18 protein-coding genes and 1 tRNA gene are annotated in these 19,402 nt (G+C 67.8%); 8 read left to right on the plus strand and 11 right to left on the minus strand.

Features of this window, described 5'->3' with window-relative positions; genetic code table 11:
* Together CK625_RS13855 and CK625_RS02000 are read right to left on the minus strand one after the other, a co-directional pair.
* Positions 1-156 carry a hypothetical protein gene (locus tag CK625_RS13855; protein ID WP_172425057.1) on the minus strand — a complete coding sequence of 52 codons (156 nt, stop codon included), beginning with the start codon at positions 154-156 and terminating at the stop codon, positions 1-3.
* 367 nt (positions 157-523) lie between these two features.
* A complete protein-coding gene (locus CK625_RS02000) occupies positions 524-2,494 on the minus strand; it encodes an ABC-F family ATP-binding cassette domain-containing protein (protein WP_095538572.1) in 1,971 nt (656 codons plus the stop codon).
* A 212-nt stretch (positions 2,495-2,706) separates the two neighbouring features.
* Between CK625_RS02000 and CK625_RS02005 the strand changes: the two genes are divergently transcribed.
* Positions 2,707-3,936 (plus strand): anhydro-N-acetylmuramic acid kinase, encoded by a 1,230-nt coding sequence (locus tag CK625_RS02005; RefSeq protein ID WP_095538573.1) that lies wholly within the window; start codon positions 2,707-2,709, stop codon positions 3,934-3,936.
* 354 nt (positions 3,937-4,290) lie between these two features.
* Here the strand turns inward: CK625_RS02005 and CK625_RS02010 are convergent, their stop codons facing one another.
* The 9 genes from CK625_RS02010 to CK625_RS02050 all read right to left on the minus strand — a co-directional run bounded on the left by CK625_RS02010 (position 4,291) and on the right by CK625_RS02050 (position 12,829).
* Entirely contained in the window at positions 4,291-4,791 is a 501-nt protein-coding gene (locus tag CK625_RS02010) for a TPM domain-containing protein (RefSeq protein ID WP_172425058.1), read from the minus strand.
* 15 nt (positions 4,792-4,806) lie between these two features.
* Positions 4,807-5,763: a TPM domain-containing protein gene (locus CK625_RS02015; RefSeq protein ID WP_172425059.1), complete on the minus strand. Its 957-nt coding sequence runs from the start codon at positions 5,761-5,763 to the stop codon at positions 4,807-4,809.
* A gap of 8 nt (positions 5,764-5,771) precedes the next feature.
* Positions 5,772-6,371 (minus strand): LemA family protein, encoded by a 600-nt coding sequence (locus CK625_RS02020; RefSeq protein WP_095539033.1) that lies wholly within the window; start codon positions 6,369-6,371, stop codon positions 5,772-5,774.
* A 395-nt stretch (positions 6,372-6,766) separates the two neighbouring features.
* On the minus strand, positions 6,767-7,753 hold the full coding sequence (locus tag CK625_RS02025; protein ID WP_095538576.1) for an NADPH:quinone oxidoreductase family protein: 987 nt from the start codon (positions 7,751-7,753) through the stop codon (positions 6,767-6,769).
* Positions 7,754-7,936: 183 nt separating this feature from the next.
* The gene (gene ptsP / locus CK625_RS02030) at positions 7,937-9,952 is read right to left on the minus strand and encodes a phosphoenolpyruvate--protein phosphotransferase (protein ID WP_172425060.1); all 2,016 of its coding nucleotides are present in this window, start codon (positions 9,950-9,952) and stop codon (positions 7,937-7,939) included.
* Between the two features lie 74 nt (positions 9,953-10,026).
* Positions 10,027-10,296, minus strand: coding sequence for an HPr family phosphocarrier protein (locus CK625_RS02035; protein ID WP_095538578.1), 270 nt, complete (start codon positions 10,294-10,296; stop codon positions 10,027-10,029).
* The gene (locus CK625_RS02040) at positions 10,293-10,724 is read right to left on the minus strand and encodes a PTS sugar transporter subunit IIA (RefSeq protein WP_095538579.1); all 432 of its coding nucleotides are present in this window, start codon (positions 10,722-10,724) and stop codon (positions 10,293-10,295) included. Before CK625_RS02040 ends, CK625_RS02035 begins: the two co-directional genes overlap by 4 nt.
* Positions 10,725-10,786: 62 nt before the next feature.
* Positions 10,787-12,073, minus strand: coding sequence for an MFS transporter (locus tag CK625_RS02045; RefSeq protein WP_095538580.1), 1,287 nt, complete (start codon positions 12,071-12,073; stop codon positions 10,787-10,789).
* A gap of 24 nt (positions 12,074-12,097) precedes the next feature.
* Positions 12,098-12,829: a YggS family pyridoxal phosphate-dependent enzyme gene (locus CK625_RS02050; RefSeq protein WP_095538581.1), complete on the minus strand. Its 732-nt coding sequence runs from the start codon at positions 12,827-12,829 to the stop codon at positions 12,098-12,100.
* A gap of 254 nt (positions 12,830-13,083) precedes the next feature.
* Between CK625_RS02050 and rpsO the strand changes: the two genes are divergently transcribed.
* From rpsO to CK625_RS02085, 7 genes are all read left to right on the plus strand, one after another.
* A complete protein-coding gene (gene rpsO, locus CK625_RS02055; protein ID WP_095538582.1) occupies positions 13,084-13,350 on the plus strand; it encodes a 30S ribosomal protein S15 in 267 nt (88 codons plus the stop codon).
* Between the two features lie 356 nt (positions 13,351-13,706).
* Positions 13,707-16,046: a polyribonucleotide nucleotidyltransferase gene (gene pnp, locus CK625_RS02060; protein WP_095538583.1), complete on the plus strand. Its 2,340-nt coding sequence runs from the start codon at positions 13,707-13,709 to the stop codon at positions 16,044-16,046.
* Between the two features lie 92 nt (positions 16,047-16,138).
* The gene (locus CK625_RS02065) at positions 16,139-17,155 is read left to right on the plus strand and encodes an NAD(P)H-quinone oxidoreductase (protein WP_095539034.1); all 1,017 of its coding nucleotides are present in this window, start codon (positions 16,139-16,141) and stop codon (positions 17,153-17,155) included.
* A 1-nt stretch (position 17,156) separates the two neighbouring features.
* On the plus strand, positions 17,157-17,921 hold the full coding sequence (tpiA, locus tag CK625_RS02070) for a triose-phosphate isomerase (RefSeq protein ID WP_095538584.1): 765 nt from the start codon (positions 17,157-17,159) through the stop codon (positions 17,919-17,921).
* Positions 17,922-17,984: 63 nt separating this feature from the next.
* Positions 17,985-18,593 (plus strand): preprotein translocase subunit SecG, encoded by a 609-nt coding sequence (gene secG, locus CK625_RS14240; protein WP_343030358.1) that lies wholly within the window; start codon positions 17,985-17,987, stop codon positions 18,591-18,593.
* Positions 18,594-18,850: 257 nt separating this feature from the next.
* Positions 18,851-18,936 (plus strand) — tRNA-Leu (locus tag CK625_RS02080).
* Between the two features lie 74 nt (positions 18,937-19,010).
* Positions 19,011-19,370, plus strand: a complete 360-nt coding sequence (locus CK625_RS02085) for an NADH-quinone oxidoreductase subunit A (protein ID WP_095538586.1) — start codon at positions 19,011-19,013, stop codon at positions 19,368-19,370.
* Positions 19,371-19,402: the final 32 nt, after the last annotated feature.

Below are 19,402 nucleotides of genomic sequence, written 5' to 3' on the forward strand. Positions count from 1 at the left end.
TCAGAGTCCATCTTTTTTGACGGCGAGCAGGCCGTCGTTGAAGCCGTGTAGGCCGGTTTGCGTATAGGCTGCATCAAGGATTGCCGGCTCAGGGCAGGAGTCTGCTTGGGCTGGGAGAATGAGGGCGAGCGTCAGAGCAGGAAGTATTTTGAGCATGGGCTCTCCGTTTTCGTGTAGGACGGGCAAAGCTGGATATTGCGGGTTTTCGTGACTCCAGAAAAGACAAACCCCGCCTAGAGGCGGGGTGTAAATGGTGCATGGACTGTTGTTCGAGTTATTGGGTCGCTGGCCAGGGTTTGGAGGCGGCTCAGCGTGGCCCGGCAGCGCGTGCGCTGGTGAGAAGGTTATCTCAGCGCTTGCGATCGCGTTCGTCGTCGGGCCAGATGCGGGTGCTTTGGGTGTTCATGTCTCTATCCTCAAAAAATCACAATGCATCCCTCAACGCCGCCCCGGCCAGGGCGTTGACAGGTCGCGCAAAAAAATCCGAAAAATTTCCCGCGCGGCGCTGAAGTGCCCTGCGCACTCAGGCCCCGGCCTCTTGTTGCAGGGTCTGCAGGGTTTCCGACAGGCTCAGCCATTGCTCCTCGGCATCGTCGATGGCGCTTTGCAACTCTTTGATTTTCTTGCCACTTTCGGCCCAGTCTGCCGGGCTGCTGTGTTCGCCCAGGCTGGCTTCGAGGGTGGTTTTCTGCGCCTGCCAGTCGTTGAGTTGCTGCTCGATGGTTTGCAGCTTTTTTTTCAGCGGTTGGGTTTTCGCGGCCAGTTGCTGGCGCTTTTGGGCGTCGAGGCGGCGCTGCTCGCGCTGGTTGGCTGGCGGCGGGGCGCTGGCAGCGGCCTGGGCTTGGCCGGGGCGCTGGGCTTCGAGCTGGGCGCGCTGGGCCTTTTGCTGTTCGAGCACGTGTTGCTGGTAATCCTCCAGGTCGCCGTCGAAGTTGCGCACGCTGCCTTGGCTGACCAGCCAGAATTGCTCGCAGACGCTGCGCAGCAGCGCGCGGTCGTGGCTGACCAGCATCAGCGTGCCTTCGAAGCTGTTGAGGGCCAGGCTCAGCGCCTCGCGCGTGCTCAGGTCCAGGTGGTTGGTGGGCTCGTCCAGCAGCAGCAGGCCCGGGCGCTGCCAGACGAGCATGGCCAGCACCAGGCGGGCTTTTTCGCCGCCGCTCATGGTGCCCACGGGCTGGGCGACCATGTCGCCGCTGAACTGGAAGCCGCCGAGGAAGTTGCGCAAATCCTGTTCGCGCGCGGGGTTGGGCGGCTGGGCGCCGTACTGGCGCGCCAGGCGGATGAAGTGCTCCAGCGGGCTGCTGCCAGCGTGCAGCACGTCCAGCTCCTGCTGGGCGAAGTAGCCGATGGCCAGGCCTTTGCCCTGGATGATTTCGCCCGACAGCAGCGGGATGTCGCCGACGATGGATTTGATCAGCGTGGACTTGCCCTGGCCGTTGGCGCCCAGGATGCCGATGCGCTGCCCGGCCTGCACCGAGAGCTTGACGCCGCGCAGAATGGTTTTGTGCTCGCTGCCGTCCTTGCTTTGGTAGCCCATGTCGGCCTGGCGCACGCTGAGCATGGGGTTGGGCAGGGCCAGCGGCTCCTTGAAGCTGAAGCTGAACTCGGCCTCGGCCAGCACGGGGGCGATGCGCTGCATGCGCTCGAGCGCCTTGACGCGGCTTTGCGCCTGGCGGGCCTTGGTGGCCTTGGCCTTGAAGCGGTCGATGAAGTGCTGCAGGTGGGCGATTTGCTCCTGCTGGCGGGCGAAGGCCGCCTGCTGTTGCTCCAGCTTGAGGGCGCGCTGCTCTTCGAAGAAGCTGTAGTTGCCGCCGTAGCGCGTCAGGCCCTGGTGCTCCAGGTGCAGCGTGACCTGGGTGGTGGCGTCGAGGAATTCGCGGTCGTGGCTGATGACCAGCAGTGTGCCGCTGTAGCGCGCCAGCCAGCCTTCGAGCCAGATTAGTGCGTCCAGATCCAGGTGGTTGGTGGGCTCGTCCAGCAGCAGCAGGTCGCTGGGGCTCATCAGCGCGCGCGCCAGCTGCAGGCGCATGCGCCAGCCGCCGGAGAAGCTGTTGACCGGGCGTTCGAGCTCATCGGGCGCAAAGCCCAGGCCGAGGATCAGCGCCTGGGCGCGCGAGCGCGCGTCGTAGGCCCCGGCGTCGGCCAGCTCGGCGTGCAACTGGGCCATGGCCAGGCCATCGCCGGCGGCTTCGGCCTCGGCCAGCCGCGCCTGCAGGGCCTGCAGCTGCGCATCGCCGCCGAGCACGAAATCGGTGGCGCTGGCGGCGGTTTCGGGCATGTCCTGCGCGACCTGCGCAATGCGCCAGCCCGCCGGCATGGAAAAGCTGCCGCCGTCCTCGTGCAGCTGGCCGGTTAGCAGCGCAAACAGGGTGGATTTGCCCGCGCCGTTGCGGCCTACCAGGGCGGCCTTCTCCCCCGGCTGCAGGCTGACGCTGGCGCCATCGAGCAGGACTTTGCTGCCCCGGCGCAGCACGACATTCTTCAAGACGATCATGGTGCGAATTATGAAAGCTCTGCGCACGCCGCAGCGCATGGCATCGCAGCGCAGCGCCGCGCCTCGCGCATCCGCGGATTTGGGCGGTCTGCTGCGTTGCCCGTTATTGCAATGGCAGGCTTTGGGAGCAGACCTTTCTTGTCGGCTGCGGCAGGCCCCTACAATCGCCGCCGCCTGCCCGACTGCCTCAAACCACCATTGCCCCTGCTGCCATGACCCTGCCCGCACACTGCACCACCAACGCCCATGATGGTTGGTACATCGGCCTGATGTCGGGCACCTCGCTGGACGGTGTGGACGCCGTGCTGGCGCGCTTTGCGCCCCGCGCGGCCCAGACGGCGCAGGCCGGGCTGCAGGACGGGGCGCTGGGCGCAGTGACGGTGCAAGTCGGCGGCCACGTGCACCGGCCCTTCGAGGCCAGCCTGCGCGAGGCGCTGATGGCGCTGAATTTCCCCGATCAGGACGAGCTGCATCAGGCGGCGCTGGCGGCCAATGCGCTGGCGCAATGCTGCGCGCAGGCCGTGGCGCGCCTGTGTCAGCAGGCCGGCATCGCGGCGCGGCAGGTGGCGGCCATCGGCGCGCACGGGCAGACGGTGCGCCACCGGCCGCAGGGCGCGCCGCTGCAGCGCTACACCATCCAGCTGAACAACCCGGCCTGGCTGGCCGAGCACAGCGGCATCAGCGTGGTGGCCGACTTCCGCCGCCGCGACATGGCCGCCGGCGGCCAGGGCGCGCCGCTGGCGCCGGCCTTTCACCAGGCGCTGTTCGGCCCTGCCGAGGGCGGCGGCGCTGGCCTGGCGGTGCTGAATCTGGGCGGCATTGCCAACCTCAGCCTGATCGACGCCCAGGGGCGCACGCTGGGCTTTGACTGCGGCCCGGCCAATACGCTGCTGGACGCCTGGTGCCTGCGCCACACCGGCCAGCCCTACGACCGGGACGGCCAATGGGCCGCCAGCGGCCAGGTGCATCAAGGGCTGCTGCGCTGCATGCTGGCGCAGCCGTACTTCCAGCAGCCCGCGCCCAAGAGCACGGGGCTGGATGTGTTCAATCTGGACTGGCTGCAGCAATGCCTGACGCAGTGCGCGCAGGCCGAGGGCGATGCGGCGATTGCGCTGCGCCCCGAGGACGTGCAGGCCAGCCTGGCGGAGTTGACGGCCATCAGCTGCGCCCAGGCCTATGCGCGCTATCAGCAAGGCCAGCCGGTGCTGGGCGTGTGCGGCGGCGGGGCCTACAACCGCCACGTGCTGGCGCGGCTGCAGCACCACCTGGGCGCAGCAGTGGCGGTGCAGAGCACTGCGCAATGGGGCCTGGCGCCCGAGCTGGTCGAGGCCTGCGCCTTTGCCTGGCTGGCGCGCCAGTGCCTGCTGGGCCTGCCGGGCAATCTGCCGGCAGTGACGCAGGCCGCCGGCCCGCGCATTCTGGGCGCGATCTATCCGTGTTGAGCGCCTTCAAGGCCTTGCGCTTGTAAAAGCGCGGCCTTGGGTTTTTGTGGCGCGGTTTTGCACTGTGCAAACCAAATCTCAACAACCCCAAGCCCGCTTTGGGCTGGTCGTTTTTTTCGGATCTAGAGCGTGTTCTGCTCAAATGTTGACGAATCCAAGACCTGGCTGCTGACTGCCATCGCCATCTCGCAGGCGGCTCTCGTCATGCCCGCGAAGGAGGGTATCCAGCGCCACCCTTGCGCACGAGAGGGGGATTGGCAAACGGCAGCGCCGCCCAGTCAGTGTCGCGGCTTCAGAGGCGATTTTTATGCGCCTTGTTGGCCGCACCAAGCCAAAAAACGCGCACGTTGAGGCCTATCTTGTTTCGATGCGGTTGGGCAGTTCGTTGCCGTGCGGGTCCTCGGGTATGCCGTAATGCGTGCGCATTTCCGCGCCGATGTTTTCCAGCAGCTGGCTCAGGGCGCGGACATATTGGCCGCTGCGCATGGCATCAAGCGCTGCGTCGCACAGCGCTTGCCAGCGCGCTTGCGCGACCACGGCGCTGATGCCGCGATCGGCGACGATTTCCAGCCGCCGCTGTGCAAGGTTGACGTAAACAAGCACGCCGCTGCGCGCGGCGGTATCCCACACGCGCAGATGGGCGAAGCAGTCCTCGGCACGCGCGCGCACGTCCTGATGCCAGGCCACGCTCAAGGGCAAGTGGCGCTCGATGAGCAGACGAATTTCGCCGCTGTGGCCGCGCTCGGCTTCGGCCAGCACGCTCTCCAGCGTGTGCATGGCTTTGTCGTTGAGCCAGCGGTGCTGCCAGGGGGCGCTGGTGAGGCTGCGCAGGGTGCGCGAGAGGGATTGTTGCATCGCCATTGCTGCTCCTTACCAGGATCCGCCGGCGCCACCGCCGGAAAAACTGCCGCCGCCGCCGCTGTAGCCGCCACCACTGCCGCCAAAGCCGCCGCCGAAGCCTCCTCCTCCCCCAAAGCCTCCCCCGAAGCCGCCGCTGAACCAGTCGTTGCCATCATCGTCATCGCGTCTGTGGCGACGGCGCGTGGCGTGCGTGTCGCTGTCGCGGGAAAAAGCCAGCCCGAAATAGAACGCCATGCCCAGCGCGAGCAGCAAGACATGGGTGATCTGCCAGGTGATGATGCCGGCAAAGCCGCCGGCGGCAAGGCCAGACAGGCCGCGCGCCACAGCGTTTTTGCGTCGCAGCATGCTCGTGGCGAAGACAAGAATGAAAAAGATCGGCAACAGGCCAAAAAGGCGCACATCGGGGTGGGCCGATGCGGGCGCGGCCCTGCCTGCGGCGCCGGACGATGCCGCTTCGCGATCGGCGGCCACCATTTCCGCCTGCACCTGCGGATCGGCTTGCAAACGGTGCGCTGCCGCTTCCAGCCCGGCGCGCACGCCGCCTGCGTAGTTGCCGTTGCGGAAATAGGGGGTGATGTCTTCGCGGATGATTTTCTTCGCGGAAATGTCGGGCAGCGCGCCTTCGATGCCGCTGCCGGTGACGATGCGCAGATTGCGGTCATTGACGGCCACAAGCAGCAGCAGGCCATTGTCGCGCGCCTTGTCGCCAAGCTGCCAGCGTTTGCCAAGCTGCATGGCGTAATCGAACGCATCCATGCCGTCAGTGGAATCGACCAGCACCACCGCGCCCTGCATCAAGCCCTGGGCATGCCAGCCGCGCAAAAGCGCATTGAGTTCGCGCTCGGCCTCTGGCGCGATCACGCCCGCCTGATCCACCACCGGAGCCTCGAGCTTGAGACTATCGGCAGGTACGGCAAATACCGCCGCCGCGCAGAAGGCCAGCCCCAGGAAAAGGGCGCGCAGCATGTGTCGCATCAGTTGAACTGCACTTGCGGCGCGGTGGAAATCCCCGCCTCGTTCTCGACCGTGAACTGCGCGCGGCGCGACAAGCCGGCCAGGCGCGCAATCAGGCTGGTGGGGAAGGTACGCACCGCAGTATTGAAGGCCTGCACGCCCTCGATATAGTTGCGGCGCGCCGTGGTGATGCGGTTCTCCGTGCCTTCAAGCTGGGTCATCAGATTCTCGAAATTGGTATTGGCCTTGAGCTCGGGGTAATTCTCCGCCACCACCAGCAAACGCGACAGGGCGGAAGTCAGCTCGCTCTGCGCCTGCTGGAAGCGCTGCATTGCAGCCTCGTCGCCGAGCATCTCCGCAGTGAGCGTCACGCTGCCGACCTTGGCGCGCGCCTGGGTCACCTGCGTGAACACCGCTTCCTCGTGGCGCGCATAGCCCTTGACGGTCTCAACCAGATTCGGCACCAGATCGGCGCGGCGCTGGTACTGGCTCACCACTTCCGACCAGCGTGCATTGACATCCTCGTCCAACCCTTGCAAGCGGTTGTAGCCGGGAATGGCAAGCGCCGCCAATGCGGCAATCAGGGCAATGACAATCGCGATACCGCTCAAACCTTTCATGTCTTTCTCCAAAAATGGTATTGGGGCTTGGAGCCTGTTCAAAGTCTCTGCACGGCTGGCAAGAAAGTGGGATTTGGGCGCTTTGCTGCGCCCGCAAAGCCTCACCATAGCCCCAGCCATGGTTGCGTTTTGCGCCTTGCAGCCCATCCCAAACCACTTTTTGCCCGCTCGCGCCGAGACTTTGAACAGGCTCTTAGAAAGCAAACATGTGCTTATCACATGCTAACTGATTGAAGTGCCAAGCAAAAACAGGTACTGCCACCATTCAAACATCAGTGCGGTGAAGTTTCGACATCTTTTGCGCCTGTTTTCCTTGGGCTGCTGCTGGGCCTGGGTGCCCATTTTCGCGCCTGCGCTGCCATCGTGCAGGCAGGCGGGCAGCGCGCTGTGGTGGGTCAGTCCTGCGCGTCGTTGACCAGCACCAGCTTGCCGCGCACGTTGCGCTGGCCCATGCGGGCGTAGGCCTGTGGCAGCTCGCGCATGGGCAGGGTGGCGTCGATCACGGGCTTGATCTTGCCTTGCTGGTACCACTGGGCCAGCTGCTGCAGCATGGCGGCGTTGGCGGCGGGCTCTTTCTGGCTGAATGCGCCCCAGAACACGCCAACGATGGAGGCGCCCTTGAGCAGCGGCAGGTTCAGCGGCAGCGCGGGGATGGGGCCGGCGGCAAAGCCGATCACCAGATAGCGCCCGCGCCAGGCGATGGAGCGAAAGGCCGGCTCGGCCCACGGGCCGCCCACGGGGTCGTAGATCACGTCCGGGCCCTTGCCGTCGGTCAGCGTCTTGAGCGCCTCGCGCAGGTCCTGCTCTTGGTAGTTGATGCTGGCATCGGCGCCGATCTGCTCGCACAGGGCGCATTTCTCGGCGCTGGAGGCCGCGGCGATGACCCGGGCGCCCTGGGCCTTGGCGATCTGGATCGCGGCCGTGCCCACGCCGCCGGCGGCGCCCAGCACCAGCACGGTCTCGCCAGGCTGCAGCGCGCCGCGGTCGATCAGCGCGTGGTGGGAGGTGGCGTAGGTCATGATGAAGGCGGCCGCGTCCTCGAAGCTGAAGGCATCGGGCAGCGGCATGCACAGTCGGGCGTCGACCAGGGTGTGCGTGGCAAAGCCGCCGGTGCCGCTCAAGGCGGCCACGCGCTGGCCGGGCCGCAGGTGCTGCACGCCTTCGCCGATGGCCTCAACCACGCCGGCGTATTCCGAGCCGGGCACGAAGGGCAGGGGCGGCTTGATCTGGTATTTGTTCTGCACGATCAGCAGATCGGGGAAGTTCAGGCTGGCGGCGTGGATGCGCACCAGCGCCTGGCCCTTGCCGGGGCTGGGCGTGGGCTGTTGCTGCCACTGCAGTTTTTCTGGGCCGGATGGGTCGCTGCAAAGCCAGGCGTGCATGGGGATGGGCTCCTTGTGGGTTGGGATGGCGGTGCAGGCAGGTTGCTTGCGGTGCGCAAGTGGTCTGCTGCAAGCGCCTGTTCAAAGAGAAAGCGCGCCATTGCAACGCAAAAAGCGCGGCCCGGCAGTAACCAAGGCATCACTTGGCAGCCCAAGGCGACTTTGGCCTGGGCGCGGCGCGGCTCATGCGTCCAGCGCAGTGGGCTCGGGGCAGGGGCGGGCGCTGCGCGCCTGAGGCTGGGCGGCGGCTTCGGGCGTGCTGCCGGGGCGCTGCAGCAGCAGGGCCTTGGGGTCTTCGGCTTGCAGCACGCTGCGGGCCCAGGGCTGAAGGGCCTGGGTGTCGGCCAGCAGGATGCGCTCTTTGACGGCCAGGATTTGCGCCGGGTGCATGGAGAAGGAGCGCAGCCCCAGGCCCAGCAGCAGCTCGGTCAGTTCGGGCTCGCCGGCGATTTCGCCGCAGACGCACACGGGCTTGCCGCGCGCCTGGCAGCGCTGGATGACGTGGGCGATCAGTTGCAACACGGCCGGGTGGGTGGCGTCGAACAAATGGGCCACGGATTCGTCGGCGCGGTCCACGGCCAGGGTGTATTGCGTCAGGTCGTTGGTGCCCAGGGAGACGAAGTCGAAGCGCTGCAGGAACTGGTCGATGGTCAGCGCGGCGGCGGGCACCTCGATCATTGCGCCCACCAGCACGGGGCCGAATGGCGTCTGGCTGGCGCGCAGTTCCTCGCGGGCCAGCTCCAGCTGGGCCAGCGCCTGCTGGATTTCCTGCCGCTGGCCCAGCATGGGAAAGAGGATGCGCAGCGGCCCGTGCACGGCGGCGCGCAGCAGCGCGCGCAGCTGGGTGCGGAACATGGCCGGGCTGGCCAGGCTCCAGCGGATGGCGCGCAGCCCCAGGGCGGAGTGCTCCTGCATCTGGCGGCTGACGGCCTGGCCGTCCAGCGCCTTGTCCGCGCCGATGTCCACGGTGCGGATGGTCACGGGCAGGCCCTGCATGGCCAGCATGGCGTCGCGGTAGGCGCGGTATTGCTCTTGCTCGTCGGGCAAGGTGCCCTGGCGCCCCATGAAGAGAAATTCGCTGCGAAACAGCCCGACGCCGACGGCGCTGTTGCTCAGCGCGGCGGCGCAGTCGCCGGGCAGCTCGATGTTGGCCAGCAGCTCGATGCCCTGGCCATCGTGCGTGATGGCCGGGGTGTAGCGTAGGCGCTGGCGGCGCTGGCGCACCTGTTGCAGCTGCTGCTGCAGCTGGCGGTAGTGCGCCAGGGTGGCGGCATCGGGATCGACGATGACCTGGCCGGCATCGGCGTGCACGATCAGCAGGCAGTCCTGGGTGATGCGGCCGGTGGCGCTCTTGGCGCCGACCACGGCGGGGATGTCCAGGCTGCGCGCGACGATGGCGGTGTGCGAGGTGGCGCCGCCGGTGTCGACGACGAAGCCGGCAAAGATGTTTTGCCGAAAGTGCAGCATGTCTGCCGGGGCCAGCTCGTGCGCGACGACGATCAGCGGCAGCTCCTCGGCGGCCGGGGCTGGGGCGCTCTGTTCAGCCTGGCCGGCCTGGTCGGCCTGGGGGGGCTGCGCCGCGGCGGGCAGGGGCGGGGCTGCTTGGTGCGCTTGGTGCGCTTGGTGCGCTTGGTGCGCTTGGTGCGCTTGGGGCGCCGGGGCCTTGGGGGCGGCCTGGGCCTGCTGGATGGCGCTGAGGGCCGCGCCCAGCGCGCCCGGCGGCGGCGCGGCGGCCTGGCCGGGGGCCTGGCGGTCCTGCGCCTGGATGCATTGCACGACGCGGGCGATGAGTTGCTCCAGATCGCTCTTGCGCTCGCGCAGGTAGTCGTCGTCCATGGCGTCGAATTCGCGCGCGTACTGGGCCAATTGCTGCATCAGCGCCCATTCGGCGTTGTAGCGGCGCTGGCGCACGAAGGCGGCCGCGCCTTGCTGCAGCGCCTCGTCCTCCAGCAGCATGGCGTGCACGTCCAGCAGCGCATGCAGATCGCTGGAGGCCGGGTCGTCGGCAATGCTGTGCTGCACGCGGCGCAGCTCGCCAATGGCCAGGGCAAAGCCTTTTTCCAGGCGCTGCAGCTCGCGCGCCACCTGGGCCTTGCCGACCAGGTAGTGCTGCACGGGCAGCGGCTCCTTGCCCAGCAGCAGGGCCCGGCCAATGGCGATGCCGCTTGAGACGGCGATGCCTTGGATGGGGGGTTTCATGCGTGTTCTCCTCTCCTCGAAATGTGCCGCGCCGGCTTTGCCGGCCGCGCCCGCTGGCGGCTGTGGCGCGCCGCTCATTCGCCTTCGCCAAAGCGCTCGGCAATCAGCTCCAGCAGGGCCTGCATGGCCTGTTCTTCTTGTTCGCCCTCGGTTTCGAGCTGCACCTGCGCGCCCTGACCGGCGGCCAGCATCATCACGCCCATGATGCTTTTGGCGTTGATGCGACGCCCATTGCGCGCCATCCACACCTGGCAGGGAAAGCTGCTGGCCAACTTGGTCAGCTTGGCGGAGGCGCGCGCGTGCAGGCCCAGTTTGTTGACGATGGTGGCGGTGGCTTGAATCATGCGCAGGCGGGGCAGGTGGATGGGGCTGCGCCGGGCGCGGCGGCAATGCCCTGCACGCCGCCGCTTTGGGCGCGCTCGAGCAGCACGGGCAGCGTTTCGTGGCGGTAGGTCAGGCTGCGCAGCAGCATGGGCAGGTTGACGCCTGCCAGCACTTGGGCGGCAACGCCGCGCGCAGCGCACCATTGCTGCAGCGCGCAGGCCATGTGGTAGGGGGTGGCGCCTACCACGTCGGTGAGCAGCAGCACGGGCGCGGGCGATGCGCCCAGCAGCGCCGGCGCCTGCGCCAGGCCCCAGGCGGTATCGTGCGTGGGCTGCACGTCCAGCGTCAGCACGTGCTGCGCCAGCTCGACCAGCACATGGGCGGCGCAGGCCTTCAGGGCGCTGGCCAGAGGGGCGTGGGCGACGATCAGGATGCGGCAGGCGGGCATGGCAATGACTGGGGAAATGGCGGGTGTGCAAGAGCCTGTGCAAAGCGCAAGCGGTGCGCCGATCATACGCGCTGTGCGCGCCCATCTGGCCCGGCGGCGGGCTGAGGCGGCGGCACGCGCCGCCACAGGAACCAGCCCAGCGCCAGCAGCTTGCACAGCCACAGCAGCAGCATCGCGCCTTGGTAGGCCGCCGACTGCGACCAGCCCAGCGTTTGCAGCAGGTCAATGGCCAGGCCCAGGCCCCATTGCACGAAGAAGGTGCCAGTGAAGATCACCAGGTTGAAGGCCGTCAGCGCCCGCCCGGCCAGCTGGCTGGGAAACAACTGGGCCAGCTTGGGCTGCACCAGGGAGAAGCCGGTCAGGCTCAGGCAATAGAGCGCCCAGTGCGGCCAGCGGCTGTCCGTGCCCTGCCAGACCACCCAGGGCAGCACCAGCAGGCCCAGCAGCATGGTGCCCAGCGTCAGCGACTCCAGCCGCAGGCCGCGCCGCTCCAGCGGCGCGGCCACCAGGCCCCAAGCAAAAAAGGCCAGCATCATGGCGGTGTTGATGCCCAGCAGGCCGGCGGCGGCCTGCTCGGCCGTTTGCCCGGAAACATCGCGCAGCCAGGGGCCGGCCCAGAGCGTCAGGATGGCAAACAGCCCGCCATAGCCGAAAAAGGCCAGCGGGGCGACGCTGATGAAGCGGCGATCGCGCAGTACCACGCCGTAGCCCTTGAGGATGTCCAGCGCCGAGGCCGGCGCGCCCAGGCCGGGCGGGGTCAGCACGCTGCCCGATGCCGACCAGCGCGGCAGGCCCAGCAGCAGCCCCAGCAGCGCCAGCGCGCCCGCGCCGCACCAGGCCCAGAACACGCCGCGCCAGCCCAGCTGCGGCAGCAGCCATTGCACGGGCAGGGTGGACAGCAGCATGCCCAGCGCGCCGACCATTTGCATCCAGGCGTTGGCGCGCACCTGGGCCGCCGGGCTGTACCAGCGGCGGTAGGCCGTCAGCGGCGCCATCAGGCCGGCGGCCAGCCCCAGGCCCAGCAGCGTGCGGCCCAGCAGCATTTGAGGGAAAGTCTGGGCCGCCGCCGTCATGGCGCCGCCCAGCAGCGCCACGCAGAGAAAGGCCACGGCGGTGCGCGGCGGGCCAAAGCGATCCAGGCAAATGCCCAGCGGGATTTGCATCAGGCAAAAGCCGATGAAATAGCTGCCGGCCAGCAGCCCCAGGGCGCCAGAGTCCAGCGCGAAGCTGGCGCTGAGCGCGGGCGCCAGCGTGGCGGTGACGGCCCGCACCAGCATCGAGAGCAGATACACCAGCGCAAACAGCAGGAATACGCGGATGGCGGCAGCGCGCGGCAGAAGCTGGTTCATGGTGTGGCGCGGGGGCTTGCCCGGTCAGGCGCTGGGGCGGGCGCCGAAGATGGCTTGGCCGATGCGCACGATGGTGGCGCCTTCCTCGATGGCCCACTCGAAATCGCCCGACATGCCCATGGACAGCTCGCTGAGCTGCGCGCCCAGGGCCGTCTCCTGCTGCAGCCGTTGCAGCAGCTGGCGCAACTGCACGAAGCAGCCGCGCACCGGCGCCGGGTCGCTGCTGGGCATGGCCAGCGTCATCAGGCCGCGCACGCGCAGCGCGGAACACGGCGCCAGCTGCTGCACAAAGCGCGGCACATCGCTGGCGGGCAGGCCGAACTTGCTGGCCTCGCCCGAGGTGTTGACCTGCACCAGCACGTCCAGGCTGCGGCCGTGCTGCTGCAGACGGCGATCGAGCTCCTGCGCCAGCGCCAGACTGTCCAGGGCCTGGAACTCATCGGCAAACTGGGCCACCTGGCGCGCCTTGTTGCTCTGCAGGTGGCCGATGATGCTCCAGCGCAGCCCGGGCAGATCACTCAGCGCCTGCCATTTGCCGTAGGCCTCCTGCACCTTGTTCTCGCCTAATGTGCGCAGGCCAGCGGCATAGGCCAGGCGCAACTGCTCGGCGGGCACCGTCTTGCTCACTGGCAGCAGGCGCACTTGCGATGGATCACGTCCGGCGCGGGCGCAGGCAGCGGCAATGCGCTGCCGCATGTTGGCAAGATTGCGTTGCATCTGCAGCTGGGCAGGCGGCAGGGCGTCGGAAGAAGGCATGGCAGATGGGCCGGTCAAGGCGTGGGAGCAAAAATGCCGCCGATTGTAGGTGGATGCAGCCGAGGCAACGCCTGCGCGCGGCGTCGGGTCCGGGCCATTCGCCGCAACCCCGATGAACCTGGGCGGGCGCGGCCTGGCATTCAGAGGGCGCAGAGTCTGGCTATAATCGCGCGTTTTTCACGCCGCAGCGCATTTCCTGTTGCGGCGCCTGTGGTAACGGGGGCAGCGGCCCTCAAAAGAAGGAAATTGACATCATGATCGAAGCATCGACCAAGGCCGAACTCATCAAGGACAATGCGCGCAGCGCCAACGACACCGGCAGCCCTGAAGTGCAGGTGGCCCTGCTGACCGCTCGCATCAACGAGCTGACGCCGCACTTCAAGCAACACGCCAAGGACCACCACGGCCGCCGCGGCCTGCTGCGCATGGTCAGCCGCCGTCGCAAGCTGCTGGACTACCTCAAGCGCAAGGACGCGGAGCGCTACACCGCGCTGATCGCCAAGCTGGGTCTGCGCAAGTAATGCCATTTGCCGGTGGCAGCGAGGCGGCAAGTGTGAGCGCAGGCATTGTCAGACCAAGGCCTGCGCGCGCGACTTGGCCATGCTGTCACTGGACATGGGGTTGAACGGATCTCGAATGCAGGAACGCCTGGGTTTGCTCTGAAGCACTCAGGCGTTCCTGCATTTTCTTTTTCTCCGCCTGCTGAGCCAGGCGGGCAGAACAGGGCAGATCGAAGCTGTGTCATTCCATGGGGGTTGACGCCCCGCGCCGACAAGCGTCGGCGCCAGCCTCCATGGAATGGCATCGTGTTCTGCTCTAAGGGCGGGCCCCAGAAGGCCGCAGAGCCCATGTCACACCATACAACCAGGAGCAAACCATGAGCCTTTTCAACAAAGTCACCAAGTCCTTCCAGTGGGGCGACAAGACCGTCGTCATGGAAACGGGCGAGATCGCCCGCCAGGCCACCGGCGCCGTGCTGGTGAGCATCGACGGCACGGTGGTGCTGGCCACGGTGGCCGCCAGCAAGCAGCCCAAGCCGGGGCAGGACTTCTTCCCCCTGACGGTGGACTACATCGAGAAAACCTACGCCGCCGGCAAGATCCCCGGCAGCTTCTTCAAGCGCGAGGCCAAGCCCAGCGAGCTGGAGACATTGACCAGCCGCCTGATCGACCGGCCCATCCGCCCGCTGTTTCCGGAAGGGTTTTTCAATGAAGTGCACGTGGTCATCCACACGCTCTCGCTCAACCCCGAGGTGGATGCCGACATCGCCGCCATGATTGGCGTGAGCGCGGCGCTGTCCATCAGCGGCATTCCCTTCAACGGCCCCATTGGCGCGGCGCGCGTGGGCTACATCAACGGCGAATACGTGCTCAACCCCGGCCCCACGGCGCGCAAGAACAGCCAGCTCGATCTGGTGGTGGCGGGCACCGAGGCGGCCGTGCTGATGGTCGAGTCCGAGGCCGACCAACTCAGTGAAGACGTGATGCTGGGCGCCGTGGTCTTCGGCCACGAACAGGGCAAGATCGCCATCGAGGCCATCCACGAGCTGGTGCGCGAGGCCGGCAAGCCCCTGTGGGCCGAGGACGGCACCTGGACGCCCGAGGCCAAGGACGAGGCCTTCATCGCCAAGGTAACGCAACTGGCCGAAGAAAAGCTGCGCGCTGCCTACCAGATCCGCAGCAAGCAGGCCCGCACCCAGGCCGTGCGCGAGGCCTACGCCGCCATCAAGGCCGCGCTGGCCGCTGAAGAAGCGGCGTACGACGAGGTGAAGCTGGACAACCAGCTCTTCGAGCTGGAGGCGGCCATCGTGCGCGGCCAGATCCTGGCGGGCGAGCCGCGCATCGACGGGCGCGACACGCGCACCGTGCGCCCCATCGAAATCCGCAGCAGCGTGCTGCCGCGCACCCATGGCTCGGCCCTGTTCACGCGCGGCGAGACGCAGGCGCTGGTGGTGACCACGCTGGGCACCGAGCGCGACGCGCAGCGCATCGACGCGCTGGCCGGCGAGTTCGAAGACCGCTTCCTGTTCCACTACAACATGCCGCCCTTTGCCACCGGCGAAGCCGGCCGCATGGGCAGCACCAAGCGCCGCGAAATCGGCCACGGCCGCCTGGCCAAGCGCGCCCTGGTGCCGCTGCTGCCGGCCAAGGACGAGTTCCCCTACACCATCCGCGTGGTCAGCGAGATCACCGAATCCAACGGCTCCTCGTCCATGGCCTCGGTCTGCGGCGGCTGCCTGAGCCTGATGGACGCGGGCGTGCCCATGAAGGCGCACGTGGCCGGCATCGCCATGGGCCTGATCAAAGAGGGCAACCGCTTCGCCGTGCTGACCGACATCCTGGGCGATGAGGACCACCTGGGCGACATGGACTTCAAGGTCGCCGGCACCACCAGCGGCATCACCGCGCTGCAAATGGACATCAAGATCCAGGGCATCACCAAGGAAATCATGCAGGTCGCCCTGGCCCAGGCCAAGGAAGCGCGCATGCACATCCTGGGCAAGATGCAAGAGGCCATGGGTGAGGCGAAAGCCGAGATCAGCAGCTACGCGCCCAAGCTCTACACCATGAAGATCAACCCGGAGAAGATCCGCGACGTGATCGGCAAGGGCGGCGCCACCATCCGCCAGCTGACCGAGGAAACGGGCTGCACCATCGACATTGCCGAGGACGGCACCATCACCATCGCCAGCACCGACAGCGCGCGCGCCGACGAGGCCCGCCGCCGCATCGAGGAAATCACCGCCGAGGCCGAGGTCGGCCAGGTCTATGAAGGCCCGGTGACCAAGCTGCTGGACTTTGGCGCGCTGGTCAACATCCTGCCCGGCAAGGACGGCCTGCTGCACATCAGCCAGATCGCGCACGAGCGCGTGGAAAAAGTGAGCGACTACCTGCAGGAAGGCCAGGTGGTCAAGGTCAAGGTGCTGGAAACCGACGAGAAGGGCCGCATCAAGCTGTCCATGAAGGCCCTGCTGGAGCGCCCCGCGCGCGAAGGCGGCGAAGGCAATGGCTTTGGCGGCAACGGCGACGAGCGCCCGGCGCGCGAACCCCGTGAACCGCGCGAGCCGCGCGAACCCCGTGGCGAGCGCCGCCCGCGCGGCGAACGCGCTGAGCGCGGTGCCGAGCGTGCCGAACGCAGCGAGCGCACCGACGAACGCCAAGACCCCCGTCCCGCCGCCGCCGAGGACGGCCACGGCGGCGAGGCGCCGCAGGCCTGAGCGTGCCCGCGCAGGGCGCGGCCCGTGGTGGCGTTCGCTTCTTCGAGGCGCCGCCGCCCGTGCCCGCCATGCCGATCCACCGCGCCAAGACCATGAAGTGCATCGAGATACGCGCCCCCGGCGGCCCCGAGGTGCTGGTGCCTGCCGAGCGCCCGCGGCCCCAGCCCGGCCCGGGCGAGGCGCTGATCCGCGTGAGCGCCTGCGGCGTGAACCGGCCCGACGTGGTGCAGCGCCTGGGCCTGTACCCGCCGCCGCCCGGCGCCTCCGACCTGCCGGGGCTGGAAGTGGCCGGCGTCATCGAAGCCGGTGACACCGCCGCGCTGGCCCAGGCCGGCCTGGCCGTGGGCGATCGCGTCTGCGCGCTGCTGGCCGGCGGCGGCTATGCGCAGTACTGCGCCGCCCCCGTGGCGCAGTGCCTGCCCGTGCCGCGCGGCTTGCGCGACGCGCAGGCCGCCGCGCTGCCCGAGACTTTCTTCACCGTCTGGAGCAACGTGTTCGACCTGGGCCGCCTGCGGCCGGGCGAAACCCTGCTCGTGCAGGGCGGCACCAGCGGCATCGGCGTGGCCGCCATCCAGCTGGCCAAGGCGGCCGGGGCCACGGTCATCGTCACCGCTGGCTCCGAGGCCAAATGCGCCGCCGCGCGCGAGCTGGGCGCCGACCACGCCATCCCCTACAAGACGGCCGACTTCGCCGAAGAAGCCCGCCGCCTGACTGGCGGCCGGGGCGTGGACGTCATCCTCGACATGGTGGCGGGCGACTACGTGCAGCGCGAAGTCGATTGCCTGGCCGAGGACGGGCGCCTGCTCATCATCGCCGTGCAAGGCGGGGTGAAAAGCGGCTTCAACGCCGCCAAGGTGCTGACGCGGCGCCTGACCATCACCGGCAGCACGCTGCGCCCGCGCCCAGTGGCCTTCAAGGGCGCCATCGCCCAGGCGCTGCGCGCCAGGGTTTGGCCCTGGCTGGAAAGCGGCGCCGTCAAGCCCGTGCTGCATGCCTGCTTTGGTGCCCTGCAAGCGGCTGACGGCCTGCCCAGCGGCGCCGCGCGCGCCCACGCGCTGATGGAATCCAACCAGCACGTCGGCAAGATCGTGCTGACCTGGGAGCATTGACATGAGCAAGAAAAAACTGATTGCCGGCAACTGGAAGATGAACGGCAGCCTGGCCGCCAACGAGGCGCTGGTGCAGGCGCTGCGCCAGGGCATCGCCCAGGCGGCCGGCGATGCCGCCGTGGACGTGGCCGTGTGCCCGCCCGCCGCCTACCTGGCCCAGGTGCAGGCGCTGCTGGCCGGCCAGCAGGCCATTGCGCTGGGCGCGCAGGACGTTTCGCAGCACGAAGGCGGCGCCTTCACCGGCGACGTCTCGGCCGCCATGCTGCGCGAGTTCGGCGTGCGCTACGCCATCGTCGGCCACAGCGAGCGCCGCCAGTACCAGGGCGAGAGCGACGTGCAGGTGGCCGTCAAGACCCAGCGCGCGCTGGCCGCTGGCATCACGCCCATCGTCTGCGTGGGCGAGACGCTGCACGAGCGCGAGCAGGGCATGACCGAGTTCATCGTCAAGCGCCAGCTCTCGGCGGTGATCCACCTCAACGGCCACTGCATCAGCGAAATCGTCGTGGCCTACGAGCCCGTCTGGGCCATCGGCACCGGCCAGACCGCCACGCCCGAGCAGGCCCAGGCCGTGCACGCCGTGCTGCGCGCGCAGCTCAAGGCCGCCACGGCCCACGCCGGGCGCGTGCGCATCCTCTACGGCGGCAGCATGAACGCGGCCAACGCCGCCGCGCTGCTGGCCCAGCCCGACATCGACGGCGGCCTGATCGGCGGGGCGGCGCTCAAGGCGCCGGACTTTCTCAACATCATTGCCGCCGCACGGCCCTGAAACCGCCCCGGGCCAACCACGAATTTTGATTGAACGAAAAAGGGATACGACATGAGCATGACGATGACACTGGTACTGATGGTCCAGATCCTGGCCGCTTTGGTCATGGCGGGCCTGATCCTGCTGCAGCACGGCAAGGGCGCCGACATGGGGGCCGCGTTTGGCAGCGGCAGCTCCGGCAGCCTGTTCGGCGCCACGGGCGGCGCCAACTTCCTCTCGCGCATGACGGCGCTGTGCGCCACGGTGTTCTTTGCCGCCACGCTGGTGCTGGCCTACCTGGGCAGCCAAGGCATGCAGCGCCCCGCCGATGAAGGCGGCAGCAGTGTGCTGGACAGCCTGCCCGCCAGCAGCGCGCCTGCGCCGCTGCCCGAGAGCGGCCCGGCCTCGGCCATTCCTGACGCTTCGGCCCCGGCGACAGCGCCGGCAGCTGCCAGCAACGCCACGGCCGCAGGCGCAGACGCCAGCGGCGCGAATGCCATCCCGGATGCCGCGCCTGCCCAGACGCCGCCAGCGCCTGAGGCTGCCCCTGCCTCCGCCTCCACCGATGCGCCTGCGGCAGCACAACCCGCTGCGGGCGAAGCAGCCGCGGCCAGCAATGCGGCGGATGCCGGCCAGGGCGCAGCAGCCTCGTCCCCTGCCTCTGGCGCGGCCGGTAGCAGCAACAGCCAATGATGGCTGGCTGAAAGCCCGGGCCCAATCCGTGCCCATGCGGTGGTGCGCGCCTGCATGGCAGTTGCGTGCCATCGCGCAAAGGCTTCGAACAGGCGCGGGCACATTGTCATAAAAAGGAAAAAAATAACGGCCCAAGGGGGCGCCCGAAGGCCGCAGGCACGTGAAAACGTGGTTAGAATACGCGTTGTCCTGCAGACGGGACAGGCATTTGCGGGCCTGGGCGTTGGTGGGGCAAACACATAAAGCAAGCACATTGCGCCGTCGTGGTGGAATTGGTAGACACGCTATCTTGAGGGGGTAGTGGCCCATGGCTGTGCGAGTTCGAGTCTCGCCGACGGCACCATAACCAGATTACAAAAGTCCGCGTTGCACAGTATTTGCTGTGCAGTGTCAGGCTTCGCACGATGGCCCTTATCCATGACTCTTGATCAGTATCTGCCCGTCCTGTTGTTCATTCTGGTTGGTGGCCTGGTCGGGGTGGTTCCCCTGGTGCTGGGGTGGATCTTGGGGCCGACGAAGCCCTATGCAGCCAAGAACTCGGCCTACGAGTGCGGCTTCGAGGCTTTTGACGATGCGCGCATGAAGTTCGATGTGCGCTATTACCTGGTGGCAATCCTGTTCATTCTGTTCGATCTGGAGATTGCCTTCCTTTTCCCTTGGGCGGTGGCCTTGCGCGATGTCGGTCTGGTCGGCTTCGTGGCAGTGCTGATATTCCTGACCATTCTGGTGGTGGGTTTTGCCTACGAGTGGGCAAAAGGCGCTCTGACCTGGGAGTGATCGGGTTTCCCGGTTGGCGGATGCGCTCCGCC

This window comes from Vandammella animalimorsus (assembly GCF_002285265.1).
In the GTDB taxonomy this organism is placed as follows: domain Bacteria; phylum Pseudomonadota; class Gammaproteobacteria; order Burkholderiales; family Burkholderiaceae_C; genus Lampropedia.